At 43.7% G+C, this 21,529-nt stretch carries 17 protein-coding genes and 1 tRNA gene; 5 read left to right on the forward strand and 13 right to left on the reverse strand.

From position 1 onward, the window contains the following. Nucleotides 1–129: 129 nt before the first annotated feature. The gene (locus QT990_RS01055; RefSeq protein WP_333464812.1) at nt 130–603 is read right to left on the reverse strand and encodes an ABA4-like family protein; all 474 of its coding nucleotides are present in this window, start codon (nt 601–603) and stop codon (nt 130–132) included. A gap of 283 nt (nt 604–886) precedes the next feature. Between QT990_RS01055 and QT990_RS01060 the strand changes: the two genes are divergently transcribed. Then, complete coding sequence (locus tag QT990_RS01060; RefSeq protein ID WP_333464813.1) at nt 887–1,897, forward strand: leucine-rich repeat domain-containing protein; 1,011 nt, start codon at nt 887–889, stop codon at nt 1,895–1,897. Between the two features lie 457 nt (nt 1,898–2,354). Here QT990_RS01060 and QT990_RS01065 read toward each other — a convergent pair whose 3' ends face one another. Continuing rightward, a complete protein-coding gene (locus tag QT990_RS01065) occupies nt 2,355–3,854 on the reverse strand; it encodes an NAD(P)/FAD-dependent oxidoreductase (protein WP_333464814.1) in 1,500 nt (499 codons plus the stop codon). Nucleotides 3,855–3,924: 70 nt separating this feature from the next. Here QT990_RS01065 and QT990_RS01070 point away from each other — a divergent pair, with 70 nt between their 5' ends. After that, nucleotides 3,925–5,616 (forward strand): hypothetical protein, encoded by a 1,692-nt coding sequence (locus QT990_RS01070; RefSeq protein WP_333464815.1) that lies wholly within the window; start codon nt 3,925–3,927, stop codon nt 5,614–5,616. 9 nt (nt 5,617–5,625) lie between these two features. Here the strand turns inward: QT990_RS01070 and QT990_RS01075 are convergent, their stop codons facing one another. Then, complete coding sequence (locus QT990_RS01075; RefSeq protein WP_333305905.1) at nt 5,626–5,859, reverse strand: hypothetical protein; 234 nt, start codon at nt 5,857–5,859, stop codon at nt 5,626–5,628. Between the two features lie 111 nt (nt 5,860–5,970). On the opposite strand from QT990_RS01075, the gene QT990_RS01080 reads away from it, so the two are divergent. Next, nucleotides 5,971–6,966, forward strand: coding sequence for a pentapeptide repeat-containing protein (locus tag QT990_RS01080; protein WP_333138160.1), 996 nt, complete (start codon nt 5,971–5,973; stop codon nt 6,964–6,966). A 91-nt stretch (nt 6,967–7,057) separates the two neighbouring features. Then, nucleotides 7,058–8,389 carry a serine/threonine-protein kinase gene (locus QT990_RS01085; protein WP_333138158.1) on the forward strand — a complete coding sequence of 444 codons (1,332 nt, stop codon included), beginning with the start codon at nt 7,058–7,060 and terminating at the stop codon, nt 8,387–8,389. Nucleotides 8,390–8,713: 324 nt separating this feature from the next. Here QT990_RS01085 and QT990_RS35750 read toward each other — a convergent pair whose 3' ends face one another. The 8 genes from QT990_RS35750 to ndhL form a co-directional block, all read right to left on the reverse strand. Beyond that, nucleotides 8,714–8,836 carry a transposase gene (locus QT990_RS35750; RefSeq protein WP_445252049.1) on the reverse strand — a complete coding sequence of 41 codons (123 nt, stop codon included), beginning with the start codon at nt 8,834–8,836 and terminating at the stop codon, nt 8,714–8,716. Further along, complete coding sequence (locus QT990_RS01095; protein WP_333307548.1) at nt 8,829–9,026, reverse strand: hypothetical protein; 198 nt, start codon at nt 9,024–9,026, stop codon at nt 8,829–8,831. Before QT990_RS01095 ends, QT990_RS35750 begins: the two co-directional genes overlap by 8 nt. 433 nt (nt 9,027–9,459) lie before the next feature. Further along, a complete protein-coding gene (locus tag QT990_RS01100) occupies nt 9,460–11,877 on the reverse strand; it encodes an ATP-binding protein (RefSeq protein ID WP_333464825.1) in 2,418 nt (805 codons plus the stop codon). 252 nt (nt 11,878–12,129) lie between these two features. Next, nucleotides 12,130–12,339, reverse strand: coding sequence for a hypothetical protein (locus tag QT990_RS01105; protein ID WP_333464816.1), 210 nt, complete (start codon nt 12,337–12,339; stop codon nt 12,130–12,132). Nucleotides 12,340–13,221: 882 nt separating this feature from the next. After that, the gene (locus QT990_RS01110) at nt 13,222–13,869 is read right to left on the reverse strand and encodes a DUF6658 family protein (RefSeq protein ID WP_333464817.1); all 648 of its coding nucleotides are present in this window, start codon (nt 13,867–13,869) and stop codon (nt 13,222–13,224) included. 518 nt (nt 13,870–14,387) lie between these two features. Beyond that, a complete protein-coding gene (trpA, locus tag QT990_RS01115) occupies nt 14,388–15,185 on the reverse strand; it encodes a tryptophan synthase subunit alpha (RefSeq protein WP_333286531.1) in 798 nt (265 codons plus the stop codon). A 322-nt stretch (nt 15,186–15,507) separates the two neighbouring features. After that, a complete protein-coding gene (locus tag QT990_RS01120; protein WP_333104690.1) occupies nt 15,508–15,813 on the reverse strand; it encodes a DUF3007 family protein in 306 nt (101 codons plus the stop codon). After that, a complete protein-coding gene (gene ndhL, locus QT990_RS01125) occupies nt 15,814–16,029 on the reverse strand; it encodes an NAD(P)H-quinone oxidoreductase subunit L (RefSeq protein ID WP_193972727.1) in 216 nt (71 codons plus the stop codon). 198 nt (nt 16,030–16,227) lie between these two features. Between ndhL and QT990_RS01130 the strand changes: the two genes are divergently transcribed. Then, nucleotides 16,228–16,312 (forward strand) — tRNA-Leu (locus tag QT990_RS01130). A gap of 210 nt (nt 16,313–16,522) precedes the next feature. On the opposite strand, the gene QT990_RS01135 is transcribed toward QT990_RS01130, so the two are convergent. Both QT990_RS01135 and QT990_RS01140 read right to left on the reverse strand, forming a co-directional pair. Continuing rightward, nucleotides 16,523–18,298 (reverse strand): ATP-binding protein, encoded by a 1,776-nt coding sequence (locus QT990_RS01135; RefSeq protein WP_333410098.1) that lies wholly within the window; start codon nt 18,296–18,298, stop codon nt 16,523–16,525. A gap of 227 nt (nt 18,299–18,525) precedes the next feature. Further along, on the reverse strand, nt 18,526–21,249 hold the full coding sequence (locus QT990_RS01140; RefSeq protein ID WP_333464818.1) for a DNA methyltransferase: 2,724 nt from the start codon (nt 21,247–21,249) through the stop codon (nt 18,526–18,528). Between the last annotated feature and the right edge of the window lie 280 nt (nt 21,250–21,529).

Below are 21,529 nucleotides of genomic sequence, written 5' to 3' on the forward strand. Positions count from 1 at the left end.
ACCCAACGGTAAACCGCCATCTACCTCTTTCAAAATACAAGGAGCGGGTTTAGCTACGATCTATATTCTTATTGATATCTTGCGCCATTCTTAGGAACGAACGGGCCAGAGAGCCCGTTCCACAATACATCAATTTTCTTGGGGGTGGGCTCCAGAACCGGCCCCTGAAAGACTTTCCGAACTCGGAAAAAACCTTTGAGTAATCCAAGCAGTTACAATATGAGAAAGCAATCCCATCGGCCCCGCAAAAAAACACAAAGCCAAAGAATGAACAGTCCAAACTCCTGTCCGCTGTCCTTCCAAATAAATCCAGCGCCCGACAAACAAGTCCATCACTAAAAAATGTATCCATCCCGTAGCCGCCGCCGTTTCCTCCCCCAGAAACTTAGCAATATCTGCTAACTTGGGATTGGACAAAGCAGCCGCATTTTCCGCAGTTAGACTGCTACCAAACAAATATATGTACAAAACGGCGAGCACTGCAAACGGAATAAAGGAATTCATCACTTTTCGGGTAATTCCCCAGTTTGGTAATAAAATCATAATTGCCCAGAAAGGCACAACGAACAGATTACCGGCATTAAAAATTAGTTCTGGTGTCATAGTTGGCTCTTGGCTCCTGCGAAGGCAATGCAATTAAAGATGTTAAGATTACTTTACACAATTTTTGCGGAAATTTCTTAAAACCCGAAAAAAATCTCATTCACAAATGGAATAGAATTGCTATACTTATAGCCTTTCTCAGTAACATGAGGTGCTCATCGGGCATCGGGCATCGGGCATCGGGCATCGGCATAGGACTCACCCCATACCTCACCACGTTTGAGAACCGCTATATCTAAAATTTCAAATATCCCATCTAAAATCGATTAAGGCAGCACAGCCCATGACAACTTATAATAACTTTTCCGATTGGTGCAAGCAGAAAGAAAACATCTCTCCCGGTGCCAAACATACCGTAGACATACTGTTGCAAATATCAGAGACTTCCGAGTGCGATCGAGCCAACGAACTGCTTTCCAATACAAAAGAACTTAACCTCAAAAATCTTCAAATTACCGATATCAGCCCCCTCTCATCTTTCACTCAACTTACTAATCTCATCCTCGGCAGTAATCAAATATCTGACATCGCTCCCCTGCAATCTTTAACTAACCTGAAAGCTCTGGTTATAGATGTCAATCAAATATCAGATATCCGTCCGCTTTCATCTCTAATAAATCTGAGTATACTCGTTCTCGATACCAATCAAATCTCCGACCTCACTCCCCTAGCAGTTTTAACTAATCTTACCGCACTTGTCTTGTTTGACAACAAAATTTCAGACATCACTCCGGTGCAAAATTTAACTAACTTAAATGCGCTGATCCTCTACAAAAATGAAATTTCCGATCTCGCTCCTCTGGCTAATTTAACTGAAATCCAGACACTCTACCTTTACAATAATAAAATATCGGATATCACCCCGCTGGCTTCCTTAAAAAATCTCAATACGCTGTTTCTGTTCGGAAATGAAATATCTGACATTACTCCGCTGGGTTCTCTAACTAACTTAAATAAATTGCTTTTATTCCAAAATAAAATATCAGATATTAGTCCTTTGACATCGCTCACTAATTTAAGTGAACTCAACCTCGGTAACAATCAAATATCAGACATCAGTCCCCTGAAATCGTTAACTAATTTGACTCAACTTTATCTGTTCAACAATCCGATTTCGGATAGCAGCGCGCTACAAGGTTTAAATAACTTATTTTTACTAGACTTGTACAACAATCAAATCTCTGATATCAGTTCCCTGCAATCTTTGCAAAAGTTAACTACCCTGGACTTGCGCGGGAATCCCATTGTTAATAAAATTTGCCCTGTCAATCCTGAATCTATATGCCGGTTTTAATTAATTATTAAGGTCGAGGCAAGATGGCAGTTTATAGAGTATAATATTTAAGGTAAATATCAGGAGAAAGTGATGAGCGGACACGATGCTTTGATGTTAGGATTGCTGCTGTTGCCAGGTTTGGCTTTGTCGATCGCAATTATGGGCGCTTTTGCCGCTGGTGGATAATCAGTTTTGGCAGCAGGCAGATTTTGTAAAAAGTAGTTTTTTCCTCGTTTTCCTCCTTCCCTGGCTCTGGCTGGGAACGCATTTCACTATTGCTCTGCCTCCTGTTTTTTTGCCAGCGAGGCAGAGCCTCTGGATCTCGGTTCCCCGCCTCTGGCTGGGAACCAGTTAATCCGTTACATCCGTTACATCCGTTACATAATCCGTTGCCGAACTTCCTTCTTCCTTCTATCCTTTACATCCGTTACATCCGTTACATCCGTTACAAAATCCGTTGCCGAACTTCCTTCGCTTACAAAAATTGTGCTGTAACATGGGAATTTACCAAAGTATTCGCGCACAAAATACCCGATGCTGCGACAGCGGGCACGCCAATTCCGGGCATGGTGCTGTCTCCCACCCGATACAAGCCTTTGACTGGTGTTTGCGGGCCGGGAAATGTGCCTTTTCCGGCGGCAATTGCAGGCCCGTAAGTTCCTTGATATCGGCGCAAAAATCGGGCGTGGGTTAGCGGTGTACCGATCGACTCTAAGACTATCCGCGATCGCAAATCGGGTATAATTTTTTCTAAAGCTTGAAACAGAGATTGCGATCGCTCTTGCTTTTTCTGCTGATACAATTCGCCATATTCCCAACCTTCGTAAGGTTCCAATGTATAAGCGTGAACGGCGTGATGTCCGGGCGGCGCGAGAGTTGCATCCCACACTGTAGGAATCGAAATCATGCAAGTATTTCCGGGTACTGTAATGTCAATCTTGCTGTCGTGAACGACGACGTGGTGGCCGGTCAAACCTTCGAGTCCTTCGGCTTTAATGCCTAAATGTAGGTGCATGAAACTGTCTACTGCTGGCATCGACAAAGCGTTTTTTCGATAGCTTTCCGGCAAATCTTCAGGCCGCAGTAATTTTGTATAAGTATCCCAGATTGTGGCATTTGAAATGACAATTGGGGCGCGGATAACTTCGCCATTTTTCAAGCGAACGCCAGTGGTTTTGCCGGATTCAACTAATATTTGCTCGACGGGAGCTCCCAGGCGCAATTTTCCTCCCCAGCGCTGCAAACCTCTGACTAAAGCATCGACGATCGCACCGCTGCCACCTACAGGATATTCGATCGCACAGCGCGATCGTTCCCCAATCATAAAAGCTATTTCCGGCGCGACAGTTCCGTGCGCTTTCAAACCCGACAGCAAAAAGCACTCCAAATCGATCAAGCGCCGCACCCAAGGGTCACGCACATCGCGATCCATCAAGGAACCTGCTGAACCCGCGATCGCACCTACTAGCGGCAACAGCTTCAGCAAAGCAGGCGAGTACCGAGACAGCAAAACAGGTATCAACTGCCAGTCGGATCTCAGCGCTAAAGCCGGAATTCCACGCAAAGCTTCATACAAAACTAATAAGTTTTGTTGAAATTGCTGCAATTCTACGGCACCTTGCGGTGCGAACTTAGCTACAGCATCTAAGTAACTTCTGGCATCAGCATAAATCGGTAAACTTCCCTCTGGAAAATGGTAATGCCCCAGCGGATCGTAGGAAATTGCTGCGATCGATTCCTCCAAAACATCAAAAACTTGTCGCAAAGGATTGAACGACAGGGGGTCAGTCAAACCGCAATAAAAAGAAGGCCCCGAATCAAAGTGAAATCCCCGGCGCGAAAAGCTGTGAGCTGCCCCGCCCGCTATTGTGTGGCTCTCGCAGACGAGCACCCGCTTCCCGTAGCGGGCTAGCATCGAGCCTGCGACTAAGCCCCCAATACCGCTGCCAATTACGATCGCATCAAAGTCTTGCATTTATCAAATGTGGTATAATTGTATTATTTCTTGCTGAGTGTTGACAGGGTATTTTTATGGGAGGAAAACTATGAAAGCTTTATCTATTTTAGATGAAGTTGTTCGCGAATTAGAACAAGACGTGAATCTCTCGCGCATTAAAAAAATAATATTTTTTGCTTGTAAAGAGTTCTGGGAAAACGACCCCGCCCAACTCGCCAGCGCCGATGTAAGGATTTTAATCGAAGAACTGTGCGCCAAATACAGCAGGTTAGAAGATATTGAAGCAGTTTTAAACAGTATAGTCTCTAAGGTTAATAAAAAAACCGAGTATGCTTTAGTAGCAGACCTCATAGTCTGTCAACTTAGCAGGCTGTATGAATTTGAAGACTTCACCAAATTAGAAATAAACATATCTAGTTTTGGCGGTCAGGAAGCTCCCGCATTTGACGATCACTTTAGTTCGGAAATACCCAGCAGCGAAGAAAGGACAAGAAACCCCGGTTCTTTATTTGATGTCAGACAAAAAATTTTGCAGCAAACAAATCCGCTGAGGGCGAAAATCCTAATTTTTTCGAGTCTTTATCACGAGTTTACTTTTAGCGATCGCGACTGGCTACTGCTGAAAACTCAAGAACTTGACACTCTGCTGCGACAACTGTTTAATGTCTGTGGCAGCCTAGCCGAACTGGAATCTCATTTATACAGAACTGCTAGCAATCTCGACAACAGAGATGAAAACGATCAAGCTGCGAGCGTAATCATCAAAGCGATGAATCCTTGTTACGCAAAAATGCAACAGGAAGAATCCTATGAAGCCGAATCTTCGGCTAGTGAAGATTACGATCAGACACATTTAAACAACAGTGTTTATGAAGAGAGCGAGATGGTGGACAGGCCCACCGATTATTTTGATCCAGGCGAGATTACTCACATCCTTCAAGCTGCTCCACCTCACTATCATTATGACCCCCAGAAGAGTTACTTAGTGCCGGACACGGCAGAAAATCTACAGTTTAAAGAACCCGAAACCAGCAATAATTATGCTACCGAGTTCAGACCGGAAATCGTAGAAACCTTCCCCGTTGCAGAAATGCCGACTATTATCGAAATTTTAGAACCGGCGGCTCCTGTTATTATAAATATTAGCGATTCCATCAAACGAAAGTTGGGATTGGAAGAAGAAATGACAGAATTAGTCAGTCAAAGTGCTAACTCCGCAACGGCGCAAATAGAAAATATATTCACCCAGTTAGAAGCTGCTTTGAACGGAAAAATTTCTACGGGAAGTGTAGAGGAGCGTTTGTACTGGAAATATAAAAATCTCCGAGAGTATGTAGGAAAAGTTCAGAAGTTTACCGATAAATTGCTGGAAATTTTGAGCGAATTGGAGTCAAAAGAAAGCGGAAAATATCCTTCTGAAAGCACAGAAAACTTGGTTGACAATATTTCAGACATCCCGCAGGAAAACTCGAGCCATAAAGCAAATCAGTATCAGCTTCTGGAAATGGCAAAACAAGGCAAACCAAAGGCGATCGCCCAATTGATTAATCAATTGCTACAGCCTAAAGGAATTGCTGCTACAGTAGGATTTAAAGACGGTTGGCTCCATGTGATTCTGGAGTCGGCTGAAGTACCAAACCAACAGGCTACAGCTACCTACATTCACAAAAAACTGTGTACTTTAAAATCCAAATATCTTACTCATGTGAAAATTCACGGGCGACAGTTAGGCAACAAAACAGTCTTTTGGACTCAAGAATTTGTCAATCAAACTCATTAAACGCTCGACTCAAGTCTGGGGTGACACAAACGGGAGCATCTCATATTTGTAAAAATACTTCTTCTGGCTCCTTCCTTCTTCTGGCTCCTTCCTTCTTCCTCTTTCCTTCTGCCTCCTGCCTCCTGCCTCCTGCCTCCTGCCTCCTGCCTCAAAACTCCAATTTCTAGCGGAGGGCTGCAAAGGTGAGATGCTCCCGACACAAACTAAGTCGGCCTGCGTCAACTGAAATTCAAGAAATTTCATCAAATTTCTCAGACTCAAGTCTGGCGCTACACAAACTAAGTCCGCCTGCGCGAACAGAAATTTAAGCAGCCTAGAAATAGCAGATTGTACCTAATTAACAACAAAAAAAATATGAATGCCAGCGAAATTTTAAGGCGATATACATCAGGAGAACTAGATTTTCAAGGTATGAATCTCAGAGGGGTATACCTGAGCGGTGCCGATTTAATTGGCGTCAATTTAAGTAATGCTGACCTCTGGGGTGCAAACTTAGCGATGTCGTACCTGAGCAGAATTAACCTTCAGCGCGCAAATTTAACTAATGCAAAGCTGTGCGGTGCTAACTTAAATCAAGCGAACTTGAGCGGAGCAAATTTGTCTGATGCAGACTTCCACGGAGCGACTTTGCAAGGTGCAGACTTTCGCAAAGCCAACATCTCTTTGGCAGTTTTTATTGATGCAAATTTGAGCGATGCAGATATGCGAGGTGTGAATTTGCAAGGTGCCGATTTGCGCGGGGCGTGCTTGCGGGGTGCAAATTTGCGGAAGGAGGTGCGGATTTTTGAGGGTGCAAATTTGCGGGGTACAAATTTGCAAGGTGCCGATTTGCGGGGCGTCAATTTGCAAGGTGCCGATTTGACTAAAGCTAATCTCAGTCACGCGAATTTGACAGAAGCATCTCTGGGGGAAGCAAATCTGACTCAGGCGAATTTGAGCGAAGCTATTTTAGATGGCATATTTTTGACTGAAGCAACTTTGGTAGAAACAAATTTTTCTTGGGCTGTAATGACAAATGCTAAGTTGGAAAGAGCTGTGTTAATTGATGCTGAATTTGCTGGCGCTAACTTGCGGGGTGCATTTCTTCCTGATGTTAAGTTGAGCAATGCTAATTTAGTTATGGCTGACTTGAGTCGCGCTAATTTGGTGAGGGCTGATTTGAGTCGAGCTAATTTGAATCAGGCAAATTTGAGTGAAGCTGATCTGACTGATGCTTACCTGGCTAGAACAGATTTTCGGGAGGCAATTTTGCACCGCACAAATTTGATTAGGGCAGATTTGAGCACTGCTAATTTAACGGGTGCTCAGTGGCGCGGTACAATTATGCCGAATGGAGAAATCCACGGATAATTACTTGTACTAGCAATTTAACGCTGTCGGCAAAATAGTTAATTTAATAGTTAAGGAAATTTCATATATTTAAACAAAATAGGACTAGGCTGTGTTAAATCCCGGAAAAATTTTACAAGAACGTTATCAATTGCAACAGCGTTTAGGACGCACAGCGGCCGGTCATCAAACTTGGCTAGCAGTAGATTTAGAGTCTCAAGAACAGGTGACGCTGAAAATGTTAGCTTTTAGCCCGGAAATGCAGTGGGAAGAACTCAAGCTTTTTGAAAGAGAAGCACAAGTTTTGCAGGCGCTAAATCATCCCCGCATTCCTTGCTATCGAGATTATTTTTCCCTGGAGCGGGAAGCCGGAGCAGGATTCCCTTGGTTTGGGTTAGTGCAAGATTATATTCCGGGGTTTTCGCTTCAGGACTTTTTAGAAAATGGTCAGCATTTTTCAGAAAAACAAGTACGAAAAATTGCCACTGAAGTGCTAGAAATTTTAATTTATTTGCATGAATTGAGTCCCCCGGTTTTGCACCGAGATATTAAGCCGAGTAATTTAATTTTGGGGGAAAATCAGCAGGTTTATCTAGTAGATTTTGGTGCGGTACAAGCTCAAGCGGCGGTGACAGGTGTAACGTTTACAGTGGTAGGAACGAGTGGCTATGCACCCTTAGAACAGTTTTGGGGGCGGGCGGTGGCGGCTTCGGATTTGTATGCTTTGGGAGCTACTTTAATTCATTTGTTAACGGGGGTGACTCCTGCGGATTTGCCACAGAAAGATTCTCGGATTCAGTTTAGCGATCGCGTGAGTGTGAGTCCTAGTTTGGTAAGCTGGATTGAGAAGATGACGGAAATCGCGTTAGAAAAGCGTTTCAGCGAGGCTAGAGAGGCTTTAGCAGCTTTGAAATCGGGAAACATACAAGGGGCTAATCTTCAAATTGAGACTGTGAGGAAAATTGCTAAACCGCGTCACAGTCGCATTCAAGTTAGCAAATCAGCGACCGAGTTAAAGATTAAAATTCCGTCTCGTTTAGTCAGAAAGCCTTTTTCAGGTGCTTTTATAGGAATATTAACTATACTGCTATCTTGGCCGATAGTCTTAGCATATTTGCAAGTAAATGTGACTATGGGATTAGGATTTTTTCCGCTTATAGCAAGTATCTTAGTTAAGATTTTGGGCAATGGTACTAAAATTACCTTTAACCGGAACTACTTTAAACTGGAACATCAGATATTTGGTTGGAGTTATTTAGGACAAAGGGGGGAAGTTTCTGAGATTTTGGGTGCTTTTCTATACAATACTTATCAGGGAAATGAAATCAGGATTCGTTCAGGTAACGAGAGGGGAACTTACTTTTATACTTTAGCAACAAATTTGAAAGAGGTTGAGGCGGCTTGGTTAGCGCAAGAAATTCAAGATTGGTTAAATTTAAGATAAATTTTTGTAGGGCGAAGCCTTGGTGATTTTTTTTTGTATAATAGACATTTCCCAACTCAAAATGGGTGACGCGCTCACTTAGGATCGCGAATTAAATAACTTACAATTTTAATTGTTATTGTGGGATGGGCGTCCCGCCCGTCCAAAAAGGACGGGCGGGACGCCCATCCCACAAACTTGTGGAAGTTATTTAATTCTCATTCCTTATAGGGTGTCTAAAATACAACCAATTCCCGCTTCATGAAGTACAGTAGCAACAGCTTGTCAACCCCTTTGTGAATTATTTAGTATTGAGTAAATAAGCGTCCAGTAGCAAGTAAAACATCAAGCTGGAGTGGTAGTGGTTGGAGAGAAATGACGTAAAAAAGCTTTCAGTTGTGACCACCATAATTCTATCGGATTAAAGTCTGGAGAATAGGGTGATAAATTGAGTAGACGCTTAGCCAGCCGATTGAATCAAGGGATCAATAGGAGAAGGGATTTTGGCTTGAGCACTAGGGAGGAAGGGAAAATCGCCGCCACTCAGCGCGGCTAGAAGTGAGAAGAGTAACGTCGAGCCAATGGTTTGCAGTTTCATCGTTTTTACTTCCTCCGTCAGATACATCACCTGAGCCAATATAGCAGTTATCAACCGCATAAGGTACACTCAGTAAAATTCATTAGCGTTTTGGCCTCGTACACACCAATCCTCTACTATTATGAGGGCGAGCAACTCATAACATTTTAAGGTAGCTCAAAGCTTGGTTCAAAAACTCGCCCATTGGCTAAGCTGCTACGCATTTAAATTGAATCCAGAGACGGGCAGGATGCCCGTTCCACAATAATTGTAGAAAAATTGAGTGTCAAATTAGGTGCACAACAGCTTAGGGAGAACTAAAAAATCTAGCTTCCCTTTCTACCGATGGCGGATTTTCCTTAAAGTTGGTTGGAAAAATTGATGTGATTGAACAACTGCTGGATAAAAAAATGATGCTACTTTAAAATAGTTATGCCAAGGCTTTCAAAAAAAGACCCCAATAAAATTCAGTATATCTTATTACGCGATCGCCCAAAAAACATTGAATTTGAGTTCAAATTTCTCCCTTCACAGGCAAAACGATCGCAAACTCAGTGCCAACTCCAAGCTCTCCCTTCACCTCAATGCTTCCGCCATGTTTCTCTACCGCAATCTGGTGGACAATTGTCAACCCCAATCCCGTTCCCTTTCCGACACCTTTCGTCGTGAACAAATGGTCGAATATCTGCTGTTTAATTTCCTCTTTGATTCCGATGCCGTTATCAGCAATTTTAATTTTAATGTACCCTTCGCCGACTAGCTCCGTGCAAATCGTGATGCGGTTGGGATTGGCGGTAATTTCGCTAAAACTGCGTCCTATATTTGACTCTTCTAAGGCATCGATCGCATTGGCAAGCAGGTTCATGAAAACTTGATTCAATTGACCGGGAAAACATTCGATTTTAGGGAGATTGCCGTATTTAGTTATCACTTCGATCTGCGGGCGGTGTTCGTTTGCTTTGAGACGGTGTTTCAAAATTAAAATAGCGCTATCAATGCCTTCGTGAATATTAAAAGGAACTTTGTAGTCTTTGTCGCCTCGCGAGAAGGTACGCAAACTGTTGCTGATGCTGCAAATGCGATCGCATCCAAGTTGCATTGAATCAATCATCTTCGGTAAATCTTCCAAAAGATAATCGAGGTCTATCTCTTCGGCGTGGTCGGCTATTTCCGATTGGGATGCACCGGAGCGATACAATTCTAAGTGTTCGATAACATCTTCCAAACTTCTTTTACCTTCGCTTAAATTGCCAGAAATAAACCCAATCGGATTGTTAATTTCGTGGGCAACTCCGGCGACTAAATTACCCAAGGCAGACATTTTCTCACTTTGCACGATTTGCAGTTGTGCTTGTTGTAAATTTTTTAAAGTTCTTTCTAGCTGTTGATTTTGCTCTTGCAAAAGTTCGGCTGCTCGCTTGCGATCGGTGGCATCAACAGCCAAACCAATAATCCCGATCGTCTCGCCCTGGGAATTTTTTAACTGGACTTTCGTGATTTCTAAATCGTGTAGTTTGCCGTCAACAAGTCTGAGAATTTCGCTGGAGTAATGCGGCAAATCTTGAGCAAGGCAGGCGGCATCTGAAACCAGACAGCCCGCTGCATTCTCCCCCAGTATATCTTTATAATGCTCGACCGCTAGGAAATCGCTCAGAGACACGCCCACATCTTGAGAAAATGTCTTGTTCAAAAACTGTACTTTACCACTGAGATTCACCATCCAAATCCAAATCGGAGCGACATCAAGAATCGCTTGGAGCATTGTTTTCTGATCTGCAAGCTGAGCTTCGGTTCGACTAATTTTTACTAGCGATCGCTCTAATTGTTGGTTGTAATCCTGATATTTTTTATAAAGCAGAGCATTTTGCAAACAGATGGCTGCCTGGGAACACAGTAGATTGAGAAGTTGCAGGCGATCGCGGGTAAAAACTCTTGCTGTTAAGCGATTTTCCAGATACAAAATGCCGACTAACTTGCCTCGATCGAGAATCGGCCAACACAACAGGCTCTGCGGTTGATATTTGAGGATGTAGGAGTCGGAATCCCAATCACGTTGTTGAGCGAGATCTCGAACAATCACAGGTTTCAATAAATTTTTAACGCACTCAACAATTTTAAGGGGCAAGATATCGCTGTTTTCATTGAGTGTTGCGGATGATAAGTTGATGGCCCATTCGAGTCCCGAATTGTCGAGCGCGCTTGTAGCCGCGATTTCCCATTGATTGCCATTTGGCAAAATCAGCGCCCCTTTGTTAGCTGCTGTATTTTTCATCGCCAGTTGCATCAGTTTGGCAATCAGTCGATCGAGTTCTCTTTCACTAGAGAGCCCTTGACAAGCTTTTAGCAGTGTTGAAAAATTCCCGAAATCTGAGACGCTCGCCGAAACAGACGGAGGAATGGATGGATGAATGGATGGATGAAGCGATTGATTTTGCCCAGCAGGTGTTGGAAAATTTGCTAAGGGATTTGCAGGGAGTTTTGCGGGTTCTAAAATCGGTTTTAATAATTGAGGATAACGTTTTTCTAAGTCATCAATTTTTGCTCGTTCTCCCCAGCGCACATAGCAATCATAGGCATCTATCATGTAGATTCGGGCAATTTTTTCTCTTCCCAATGACAGGTAAAACTTAGCAGCGAGTTCGCAGGCAAGAGCTTCTTCATTGACATATTCGTTCGCTTTAGCTCCGGTAATAGCTCGATCATAAAGTTCCATTGCTTCTGCTGTCTGTCCCAAAACGCCGAGCAATTCGGCCTCAACCAGATCGAACTTGTGTTGGTAATTGATCGGCGTATGGTGCGCGAATTCTTTGAGTTTTTTCTGACTAGCCCCAACGCGATTAAGGATTTGTTGGCGCTCCGCCGGTGTGGCATCTGCATAGATTCCCAAATCGGCCAGCGCATCATAAAAGTCGTGCATCATAGTTACTAGCATCAAAACAGAATTCCTAAGATAAGGTTTGCCTCCATTTCCCCTGTCGATTTGCTACGGATTACGGCTCGAATATATCCCGAATCCTTAGCCTCTTTTTCCTAAAATTTATACACCTCCATCTGGAAGATAACAGCCAAGATTAATTGAAAGATTAAAAGGTTTAATGTATTTGTAAATAATCGGTCTGCGTTCGAGTTAGTCGAGAATGTCTGTTCGGTTGAGGACTATTTCTCCCGATGCAATTAACGATCGCTAATGCAACTTTTTGGGATTTGGGCAGCACCGCGTCCCGGAAATCCTCCGCCACAACGAGGTAGGTTGGAGAATTTTAGCGGCGGGTTGTCGGTCTTTCTCGCGCAGGAACCGATCGATAGCCGATCGAGAATCTGTGTACAATTGCGCGATCGGGCGATATCCCTGCCTTACCGCAGTCAAATCTACTGCATCTACTATGGCGTCCATATCCGCTGGCCTCCACCCAGACATTAAGGTAACAAAACGTAGTGTATCTATCTTAGGGCATAAATACCATAATTTTCCAGCGGTCGATCAGAAATTCTACTTATTATGTGTTAATAAAAAACATTTTATACTTTGGCGATCGGGATTAAAGCTTTTTACTTACGTATAAGTTTCTGCTGTTAATCTCAAATGCGATTCAATGGAGGCGTAATACGGTAGAAACGCTGCCTTATCATGTCTTGAAAAATACAATTGCTAATTAAGTGAATTTAATATAGCGCGATCGACCAACTTTCCGCTACTATATGGAAAATTTTTTACCTTAAAAAATGAAAATACAATGTATAGAAATAATAAAAAATCCGTCGTGAAAGGAGTGACACTCCACTCCCCCCTAGAAAAGGACAGGGCCGTTGCATTGTGGTGAAACCCCCCTGCACTCTACTTCCGGGCTAATAGCCCTGCCAGGGGTTAAAACCCAATCAAATATTAATAGGCAGTAGTCTTCACATGACCGAAAGCATCCAGGATACAAGCCCCCGTATTCATCCGTGGGGTCAATGCTTCAATTCTTTAATCTAAAATCTAAAATCTAAAATCTAAAATCGATTGACCGAAAGCATCCAGGATACAAGCCCTCGGATTCATCCGTGGGGTCAAGGCTTCAATTCTTTAATCTAAAATCTAAAATCTAAAATCTAAAATCGATTGACTTTACCTACATTCCGACAGGGGTTTTAACCCCTGTCGGAATGTAGCTTCCCGAGAAGGAAACAGCGTTATTTGAGATTAGTCGTCTGTCGCTCTTTTTGTCGCTCGTTGAGGTCAGTCAATATCTCGACTCACTTTCTAGGGAACCTTGTCCGAGGCCTCTTCAGCGTTCTATCTTGCATCTCGTGCTGCATCATTGATATTTTCTTGGCCGCCGCTGGTACCATATCTCAGAGACTCAGTACCCTCTGATACTCTTTCTTTGGCTCCCTGGGTGGCTTCTTTAACAATATCTTTTGCTCCCTGCAAGCCTTCGCGAGTGTTTTCTTTAAGATTAGAAAAGCCTTGTTTGGTTTTGTCGCCAAAGTTATCAGCTTTGCGCTGGGCGGTGCGAGCATCTTCCTTCACCTTGTCCCCAATTTGGCCTAGTTTCTCAGGGGCGTCATCCGCTACCCGTCGCACGTTTTCGCCTACATTGTTGCTAGATTTGGTATCGATGCGGTGCTGCGCTTCCTCTTTGAGAAGCTGAGCTTTTGCTTCTTGTGTTGTAAGCTTTTTGTTTCTGGGATCGACATCGGGGTAGTCGTTCATGCCCCCTTTGAATTCAGACGTTACAGCCCCTGAAGGTACTTCTTCTCTAATTTGGTCGGCTGTTTTTCCTACCCTCGCATCAGCTTTTCCTGCCATCACATCCGTTTTTCCTGCCGCCACACCAGCGCCGCTGCAGGCCGTACTCACTAATACTAAAATGCCAGCCAGAAACACGGTTAAAATTTGTACAGCTCGAATTTTTTTCAGAAATGCAGTTAGTCTCTTCATAAAAATGCTCCTTTCTATTGTGAGATTCTCAAATGCCTTGTGGCTTTGTAGATGTCTAGCCTTACCAAATTAGGCACTTAAACACTTTTTTAGTATACGAATAGAAACAGGAGCTTTTCATCTATCTCAAGTTAGATTCCTAAAGTTATAGTAGAAGGAAGAAGGAAGAAGGAAGAAGGAAGAAATAAGAAGGAAGAAGGCTCTTCGGCTTTGCGAGCGGATAGAAATCAGCAATCAGGAAGAAGGAATGGACAATCCTCAATATTTTACCCATTATTAAAAGTCGCAGCACGCCGTGCCGGACACGGCAATGCTGTTTCCCTAGATAGCTGTTTGGTTCTCTGTGCGCGCACTAGGTTAAGATGTTTTGCCTTTTAAGTTCAAAAAAAACCTTCCGGTCAGGAACCAGAAGGCAGTGGATGTATGATCTCAAGTACAACAAGGTCTTTAATCGCAATTGTCGTGGCCTATCCCGATCGCACACATCTGTCTAATGGCTGAAAGTATGTGCACACTTACTAAGCATTTTGAATCGCTGTTTTTAGACTTTTGCAGAATTCGCCGATCGCCTCTAAACCCTGTTCTGGAGTTCCTTCGGCCAAGCGTTTGACAAAAGCACTGCCAACAATCGCAGCATCTGCACCCCATTCTTTCACTTGGCGAGCGTGTTCAGGTTTCGATATACCAAACCCGACGCCGATGGGTTTGTCGGTGACGGTGCGGAGTTCTTGCAGCAACTCTTTTGCTCTCGTTTCTAAGCCTTCGCGTACTCCCGTAACCCCCGTCACACTGACTAAGTAAATAAATCCTTGAGACTGACGAGCGATCGCTTCTATACGACTTTTGGGACTTGTCGGAGCAACTAATAATGTTAGTTCAATCCCTAATTTGTTAGCAGGTTGGATGAGACTGTCGGCTTCTTCTAAGGGCAAGTCTGGTACAACCAATCCCTGAACTCCAGCACTTTTAATTTGCTGCAAGAAGGTTTCTATACCTCGGTACAAAATCGGGTTGTAGTATGTGAATAGAATGATGGGCGATCGCAAATTCGGACTAACTTTCGCTACCATTTCCAGCACCGAATCTAACCGCGTCCCCCGCTGTAGAGCCCTTGTAGCAGCGGCTTGAATCACCGGCCCGTCAGCTAGCGGGTCAGAATATGGAACACCAAGCTCGATCGCGTCTGCACCGTTATCATCCAAAATTTGCAGTGCTTTAGCCGTTGTCTCCAAGTCTGGGTCGCCAGCAGTAATAAAAGGAATCAAGGCACATTGGTGGTTCTTGCGTAACGTTTCAAAACAATTAGAAATAGTCATTAGGCAGTTGTCAGTTGTCTGGTGTCAGTTGGCAGTTGGCAGTTGGTTGTTGGCAGTTGGTTGTTGTCTGGTGTCAGTTGGCAGTTGGTTGTTGGCAGTTGGTATTAGCTAATAACAACTAATATCATGTCCGATCGATTAACCATAATATCCCGGTCTGGGCGAGTTTTTGAGATTGTCAATTATTAGCAGGTATTGTTGGCGAGGGGAGCCCCTACAAAAAGCGCGATCGCTCGACCGGACATGATATAACCACTGACAACTAACAACTAACCACTAACCACTGACAACTGACAACTGACAACTGACAACTAACCACTGACTAATTATCTTTTTCCTGCTCAATTTCGGCTTGAAGTTTGGCTAATTCTTCAGGAGTGAGTGCATCTAGCTGCTTCTGCAAGACAGCTTCTTTGTAGTCTTGCAATTGCTGGCTGTAGGTCATATTTTGAGTCAGTGCTCGAAATAAATAAGTCACCAGCCAGCCAATCAAGCCGGCGACCAAAAATAACTGACTCCAAATCCCTGCATTCATGCTGTCGAGTCCGGCAAATTGCAGTAGCAAGTAGACAAACCCACCTGCTACAAAAAAGCCGACACTGATTCCAATTACGTCAATACGTCGCATTTATGCTTCTATCTGCCGCCGTTTGGGCCGAAAATTCAAAAACGGAGCTAGCAGAAACATACCTGGGAAGAAGAAGAACATCAAGAAGTACATGAAGCCGCGCTCAAAAGAGGTAGCGACGTACCAGCGGCTGTTCAGGTAAGCGTAGGTGGCCGCGGGTACTACCAGGAGGTAGGCTCCTGCCAAGACGGCGTAAAGCAGTAAGGTAATATACATAGATTTGCTTTAGGGGAATAATAACACGGGTAAGTCAGTTGGCACGCTGCGTTAGCTGGTTAACTATTGTACCGCTTGCGGAGATCCAGCGCGACTTTTGGGAATTTTTTGATTAGGGGTTGCGTAAATTGGGGTTTTGGCTGTAGAATAAAAGGCTGTTGCTCTTAGTGGCTCAAAACCACAGCAGCTTGACCAAAGGGGGGCGTGGCGGAATGGTAGACGCTACGGACTTAAAATCCGTTGACCCGAAACGGTCGTGTGGGTTCAAGTCCCTCCGCCCCCATCCATTTCAATCATTTGTGAGTTAATAAGCTGTTGCGGCATTTAACTTTATTTTTTTCGGGCGATGTTCAAAGCCCAGCCCACAAGAGTTTTCAGAAAGAGGATTCTTCAAATTAGATGCGCGCCAGCTTATAGTAATTCTTGCAGGATTTGTGGGATGGGCTTCTAGCCCGTCCCAAATTTGTGGAATGGGCTTCTAGCCCGTCCTATATTACGCAGCAACTGGCAAAGTAATCACAAATTCCGTGCCCTGTCCTATTTGAGAATTTACCTCAATTTTGCCTTGATGCTTGGCAAGGATTTGATAGGAAATAGCCAATCCTAATCCAGTACCTTTGCCGATCGACTTTGTAGTAAAAAATGGGTCAAATATCTGTTGGACGCTTGCGGAGGCAATTCCCGGCCCGTTATCCCGAATCTTGACGGTGACAGTATTGTCGGCCGTAACTTCCGTGCTAACCCAAATCGTTGGCGAATAGCCTTTGTCTTCCTTTTTCACCTCTTCCAGCGCATCTATTGCATTGCCTATCACGTTCATAAATACTTGATTTAGTTGGGCCAGATAGCACTCAACCGCAGGCAACTTGCCGTATTGTTTAATAACTTGAATACCTTGTTTGAGCCGATGATTGAGAATTACGAGGGTGCTATCAATTCCTTCGTGAATGTCGGCTGATTTCATTTTTCCGTCGTCGCATCGCGAAAAATTCCGCATGGAGACGACAATTTCGCGAATGCGGTCGGCTCCCATTTTCATCGAAGAGAGAGTTTTTGGTAAATCTTCTCTGAGAAATTCGAGTTCAATGTCTTCGATGCGCTCTAGAATGGCATCTGGTGGGTTGGGATAATATTCTTGATAGAGAGTTACCAAATCTACCAAATCTTTGATGTATTGGTTGGCATAGTCAATGTTGCCCCCGATGAAGTTGACAGGATTGTTGATTTCGTGGGCTATCCCTGCAACCATTTGACCGAGAGATGACATTTTTTCGGTTTGAATTAATTGGGATTGAGTTTCTTTTAGTTCTTTTGTATACTCGCTAACTCGCTGAATTAATTGATTGAAAGAGACCGCTAAAACTCCGATTTCGTCGTCGGTTGTGACTGGTACTTGCAGGTTAAAATTTGATTCGCGAGTGACTTGCTGAGCCACATTAGTGACGGTTTCGAGGGGTTGGGCGATCGCGCGGCTGGTTTTGTCCGCCAGTGCCACAGCGATGAGTGCTGAAATTAGCATACTTCCGAGAATAATTCGGTTTCGCAAATTTTCAGATTCTTCTAATGCTTGGGTTCCTTCCTGTTTGTGAAGTTCTACTGTTGAAATTAGGTCAGTTAAACGTTGAGCAAGGTTATCTAGTACGATCGCCTCTTTGCCGCTGCTAGTCCTCAACATTTGTAGCTGTGCGGACTCGATGCTGTTGGGTGGCAAGTTCCCTACTTCCGCTTCTTTTAACTGCAATTTAATTAGCTGAGCGTAGTAATCAATGACGAGGGCAGATTTCTTCAAGAGAGCCTGCAATGCTGCCTCTTCTGTTGCTAGTCTATCATGATTTTCTAGTGCAAAAGATTCAATTTCTGAAATCAGGATTTTCGCCTGAGTGATTTGCCCGAAAAACCGATCTTGTTCGTATTGCAGCAACACCGTGTTTCCCAAAACGGCCGGCAATCTCGCCGCGTGCGATCGGGCTTCAAATACGGTATTTTGCAAATTTTGCAACATTTGCTGCTGCTGCCCAGCAACATTCACCTGAACTAAAGCTTGCTTGCGAAAGTAGTCTCCCAATCTCAGTCCCGCACCAGTTCCCAAAATCGCTATGCCGATAGCTAAAGCATAGCCATAGCTAATCTTTTGACCGATCCGCAAACGGTTGCATTCTGCCTTTAGCCCAGTTATATTAATAGTTGATTTTTGTAACAAATGTTTTTGAGCATAGTGCTCTTGCTCTACCTTGCTATTCTTGGACTGACTGTGGTTAAATAATAACATTGGAAGTTCCTCCCAAACTAATCAGGAGTAATTGAGCGAAGAAAAGCAGAATGCACTTATGCTGAAGGTCGAAAGCAGTTTTGAGTGTTGAATTTTGAATTTTGAAATCTTTCACTCAAAACTCAACGCTTCCCCTAGTATCTCTCTTTTTAGACTAGAGTGTTTGTGATCTCTATCAACAATCTATGTGATTATACCCAGATTTACAAAATTTCTGATAACAGCGATTAGTATTTGTAGTCAGTTGGGACACAAGGCCCAACTACCGATTCGCCCCGTTTTTCTTTTTCTGCCAGTTCTCGGTTTAATTCCAGCACTTTTGGTAAAATATAGTCGCTGTCAGTAAATCCGTAAGCTGCATTACATTCGCGATCGAGCTTAGCATGAAGTTTATAAAGTTGACTTGTTGGCTCTTCAAAAAATTTATTGTAAAGTTGAGTAATTCCCCACTGCTTTGCTGACATTTGTTGAGTGCGGTATTGATGCAATTCGACCGCCGTTGCCCGAATTTGCTCTACTGATTTACGAGTCGGTGTCTGGGGAAATGGGAAAGTTTCAAAGCAGGTATTGTGGGTGTATGCGATATCTCCTTTGAGAGTTGATTTTTGAGCGTGCATCCAAATTCGGTGAATTTTAGATGAGAGAATGCCGAGAATATAAAAATCATCAGAGACAACGACTTTAGTTTTATTTCCGGGCAGCCATTCACAAGAGCAAGGAACGAAAACAGCCCATTTGGATACCTCTGGAACTGCAAAGTAGTGAGATAAAGGGGCGATCGCCTTTCTCATTGCTGGTCGTTTTTCGCCATATTTCCACCAATTAACTTTAGTTACTTCTCTGCGGTTTTTATCTCGTTCAGGCTTGACATGAGCTTTTACATACTCGAAAGGCAGCACATATTCACTCGCTTCTTCAATGCTCATATCATTGAAGTCAATAATCCAGCGTTCCGGCATACCGTTAGGATTCTTTGCTAGATTTGCACCCATTGAAAAAAGTTTAAGAACCTCTTGATTTTTAGTATCTTCTTTAATCCAATCATTAACCTGTTCTTGAGTAACGATAAATCCCATACCCACCGGAATTACCCCTTGAAAGCATTTATTTAAATTCGCTGACAACCTAGCAGCTTGAGAAACATCAATCGTAGCTTGCAGCGAAGAGTTGATACTAGAAACCGCGAGGTTATCTAAATAATAAAGTTTCGGCTTTTCCTTGCTCCAGTTAATCAAACTAACATGAACCTTAGCTTCCCCCGACCAAGGCTGAGTAGAAACTGCCGCATAAATGTGACCGCCATTTTGCGCGACATAATCTAAAGCAGCAGCACGACTTTTACCTTGACTAATTGAATTAGTAGCAACTAAACCTGCCCTGCCATTGAGTTCTAAATTATTGTGAGCTATGCGAAACCAATAAGCACAAAAATCCACCGAATCTTTCACGTCGGGAAAGCGTTTAAACACGCGGTCAATATATTCATCTCCCAGGGCAATCCTCATGTGCTTTCCGCCTAAAAACGGAGGATTGCCGATAATCGCGTCAGCCTTCACCCAATCAGTAAATAAAGCATCAGCACAGACAATATTTTTATCCAAAGTATCTAAAGGCAGAGAAGGTTCTTTCAATCCCAAATTATCGATCGCCACCTTGCGGCCAATCATCAACGTCACCCGCGCCAACTCTACCGCAAACGAGTTAATATCCATGCCGTAAAATTGCTGCGGCGTGACTAAATTCATATAACCTCTTGTACCGTCGAACTCGTTTAGCTTATCTAAAAGTAACTTTTCAACTTGCTTAAGTTCCTGATAAGCTACATACAGAAAATTACCCGAACCGCAAGCCGGATCTAGGACGCGATAGCGACCTAATTCTTGGTGCAGATTTTGCAGTTTGGCTACGGTATTTGCAGCGTTAATTCGCTCTTCCCAGTAATAGCTAATTGTGGGCAGAACAATGCGGCGAATGTCTCCCTCAGTAGTAAAGTGAATCCCGTAAGCGCGGCGCTGTTTTTTATCTGTTTTCAAAGCCGATTCAAAGATATTGCCAAAAATAGAAGGGCGTACCTGACTCCAGTTTTGTTCTGCACAAACTTCTAATATTTTCAACTCTCCCTGTTGCAGTTCAATGGGGTGTATTTCCGAAAATAATCCGCCGTTGAAATACTCGACTCCTTCATAACGTCCTTCCGGCGTGACTCCCGGCTGATTCATTGCTTGAAATAAGCCGCCCAAGACATCGTAAGAACTTGCTCCTTCCAGACAATCTTTGACGCAGCGAGTAAAGAGTGCCGGCGGCAAAAGTCCCCTATCTTCGGCAAACATTGCTAAGACGCACTGCAACACAAATCGCTGTGCTTGAAACTGATTAAATTTAGCAAATTTGCGCTCTTGGCCGCGCTCGATTAGCATTTCCAGCAGCATCCCCATTCTGCTAGCAGCTTTTTCGGTAATCTCGACTTGGTTGTTTTTGAATATGGGGCGGCGGCTAGTAGATTCCATGAAGGCAAAAGCGGGCGATCGCGCGGGCAATTGCTTTAGGGATATAATGTCTACAGGCTGATCCGGCTGAAGGTCGAAATCGTAAATGTGAAACTCGTCAAAATTGCACATCATCACGTAGCGCGGGCGATCGTCTTTTTTGAGGCGAATATAATAGCGTTCTGTTTGGGTGCGGTGTTCTCTTTTAGTCAAATCTTCACCGCGTTTTTTCATTTCAATCAAAACGTGCTTTTTCCACACCAAATCAGCAAATCCCATTTGACCTTTTTTGCTGCTTTTTTCTATGCGTTCCTCATAGGTTGCGCCAGCTTCTAATGCCCCCTCGTGGCCGAAAGCCCGAAAGAAGCGGTCTAAAAATACTTGTGCTTGTCCTTTTTCATCCCCTGTAATGTGTTGCTGGCAGTAGGTGACGAATTTCTGGAGGCTTTCAGGGGTGGCTGGCATGGGAGGATAATTTAAAAAGCATATTAATTAGTATAATCTGGTTAGAAGTTACGCAGCGATCGCTTAAAATTTCGATACTCCCTAGCCTTTTTTAAAGAGAGTAGAATTGATTCATACTTCCTTTGCCCGCCAGGCCCGCCAGGCCCGCCAGGGACTGAAGTCCCTGTCTAATAGCAAAAGTCGGTTGAAACCGACTGAAATACAGGACTTACGCACAGCAAGCAAATACTAACTTTACAGTCCTCTTAAGAGGACTTTCGCTTTGAGGCAGGGAATTCAT

This window comes from Microcoleus sp. T3_B1, from assembly GCF_036700445.1.
GTDB lineage: Bacteria > Cyanobacteriota > Cyanobacteriia > Cyanobacteriales > Microcoleaceae > Microcoleus.

Bases quoted from the DNA above. Each gene is read 5' to 3' on its own strand.
- QT990_RS01110 (WP_333464817.1), bottom strand. From the start codon at position 13,869: ATGAAGAGACTAACTGCATTTCTGAAAAAAATTCGAGCTGTACAAATT.
- QT990_RS01060 (WP_333464813.1), top strand. From the start codon at position 887: ATGACAACTTATAATAACTTTTCCGATTGGTGCAAGCAGAAAGAAAAC.
- QT990_RS01095 (WP_333307548.1), bottom strand. From the start codon at position 9,026: ATGCGGTTGATAACTGCTATATTGGCTCAGGTGATGTATCTGACGGAG.
- QT990_RS01075 (WP_333305905.1), bottom strand. From the start codon at position 5,859: ATGAAATTTCTTGAATTTCAGTTGACGCAGGCCGACTTAGTTTGTGTC.
- QT990_RS01070 (WP_333464815.1), top strand. From the start codon at position 3,925: ATGAAAGCTTTATCTATTTTAGATGAAGTTGTTCGCGAATTAGAACAA.
- QT990_RS01080 (WP_333138160.1), top strand. From the start codon at position 5,971: ATGAATGCCAGCGAAATTTTAAGGCGATATACATCAGGAGAACTAGAT.
- QT990_RS01065 (WP_333464814.1), bottom strand. From the start codon at position 3,854: ATGCAAGACTTTGATGCGATCGTAATTGGCAGCGGTATTGGGGGCTTA.
- QT990_RS01140 (WP_333464818.1), bottom strand. From the start codon at position 21,249: ATGCCAGCCACCCCTGAAAGCCTCCAGAAATTCGTCACCTACTGCCAG.
- trpA (WP_333286531.1), bottom strand. From the start codon at position 15,185: ATGACTATTTCTAATTGTTTTGAAACGTTACGCAAGAACCACCAATGT.
- QT990_RS01105 (WP_333464816.1), bottom strand. From the start codon at position 12,339: ATGGACGCCATAGTAGATGCAGTAGATTTGACTGCGGTAAGGCAGGGA.
- QT990_RS01135 (WP_333410098.1), bottom strand. From the start codon at position 18,298: ATGTTATTATTTAACCACAGTCAGTCCAAGAATAGCAAGGTAGAGCAA.
- QT990_RS01055 (WP_333464812.1), bottom strand. From the start codon at position 603: ATGACACCAGAACTAATTTTTAATGCCGGTAATCTGTTCGTTGTGCCT.
- QT990_RS01120 (WP_333104690.1), bottom strand. From the start codon at position 15,813: ATGCGACGTATTGACGTAATTGGAATCAGTGTCGGCTTTTTTGTAGCA.
- ndhL (WP_193972727.1), bottom strand. From the start codon at position 16,029: ATGTATATTACCTTACTGCTTTACGCCGTCTTGGCAGGAGCCTACCTC.
- QT990_RS01100 (WP_333464825.1), bottom strand. From the start codon at position 11,877: ATGCTAGTAACTATGATGCACGACTTTTATGATGCGCTGGCCGATTTG.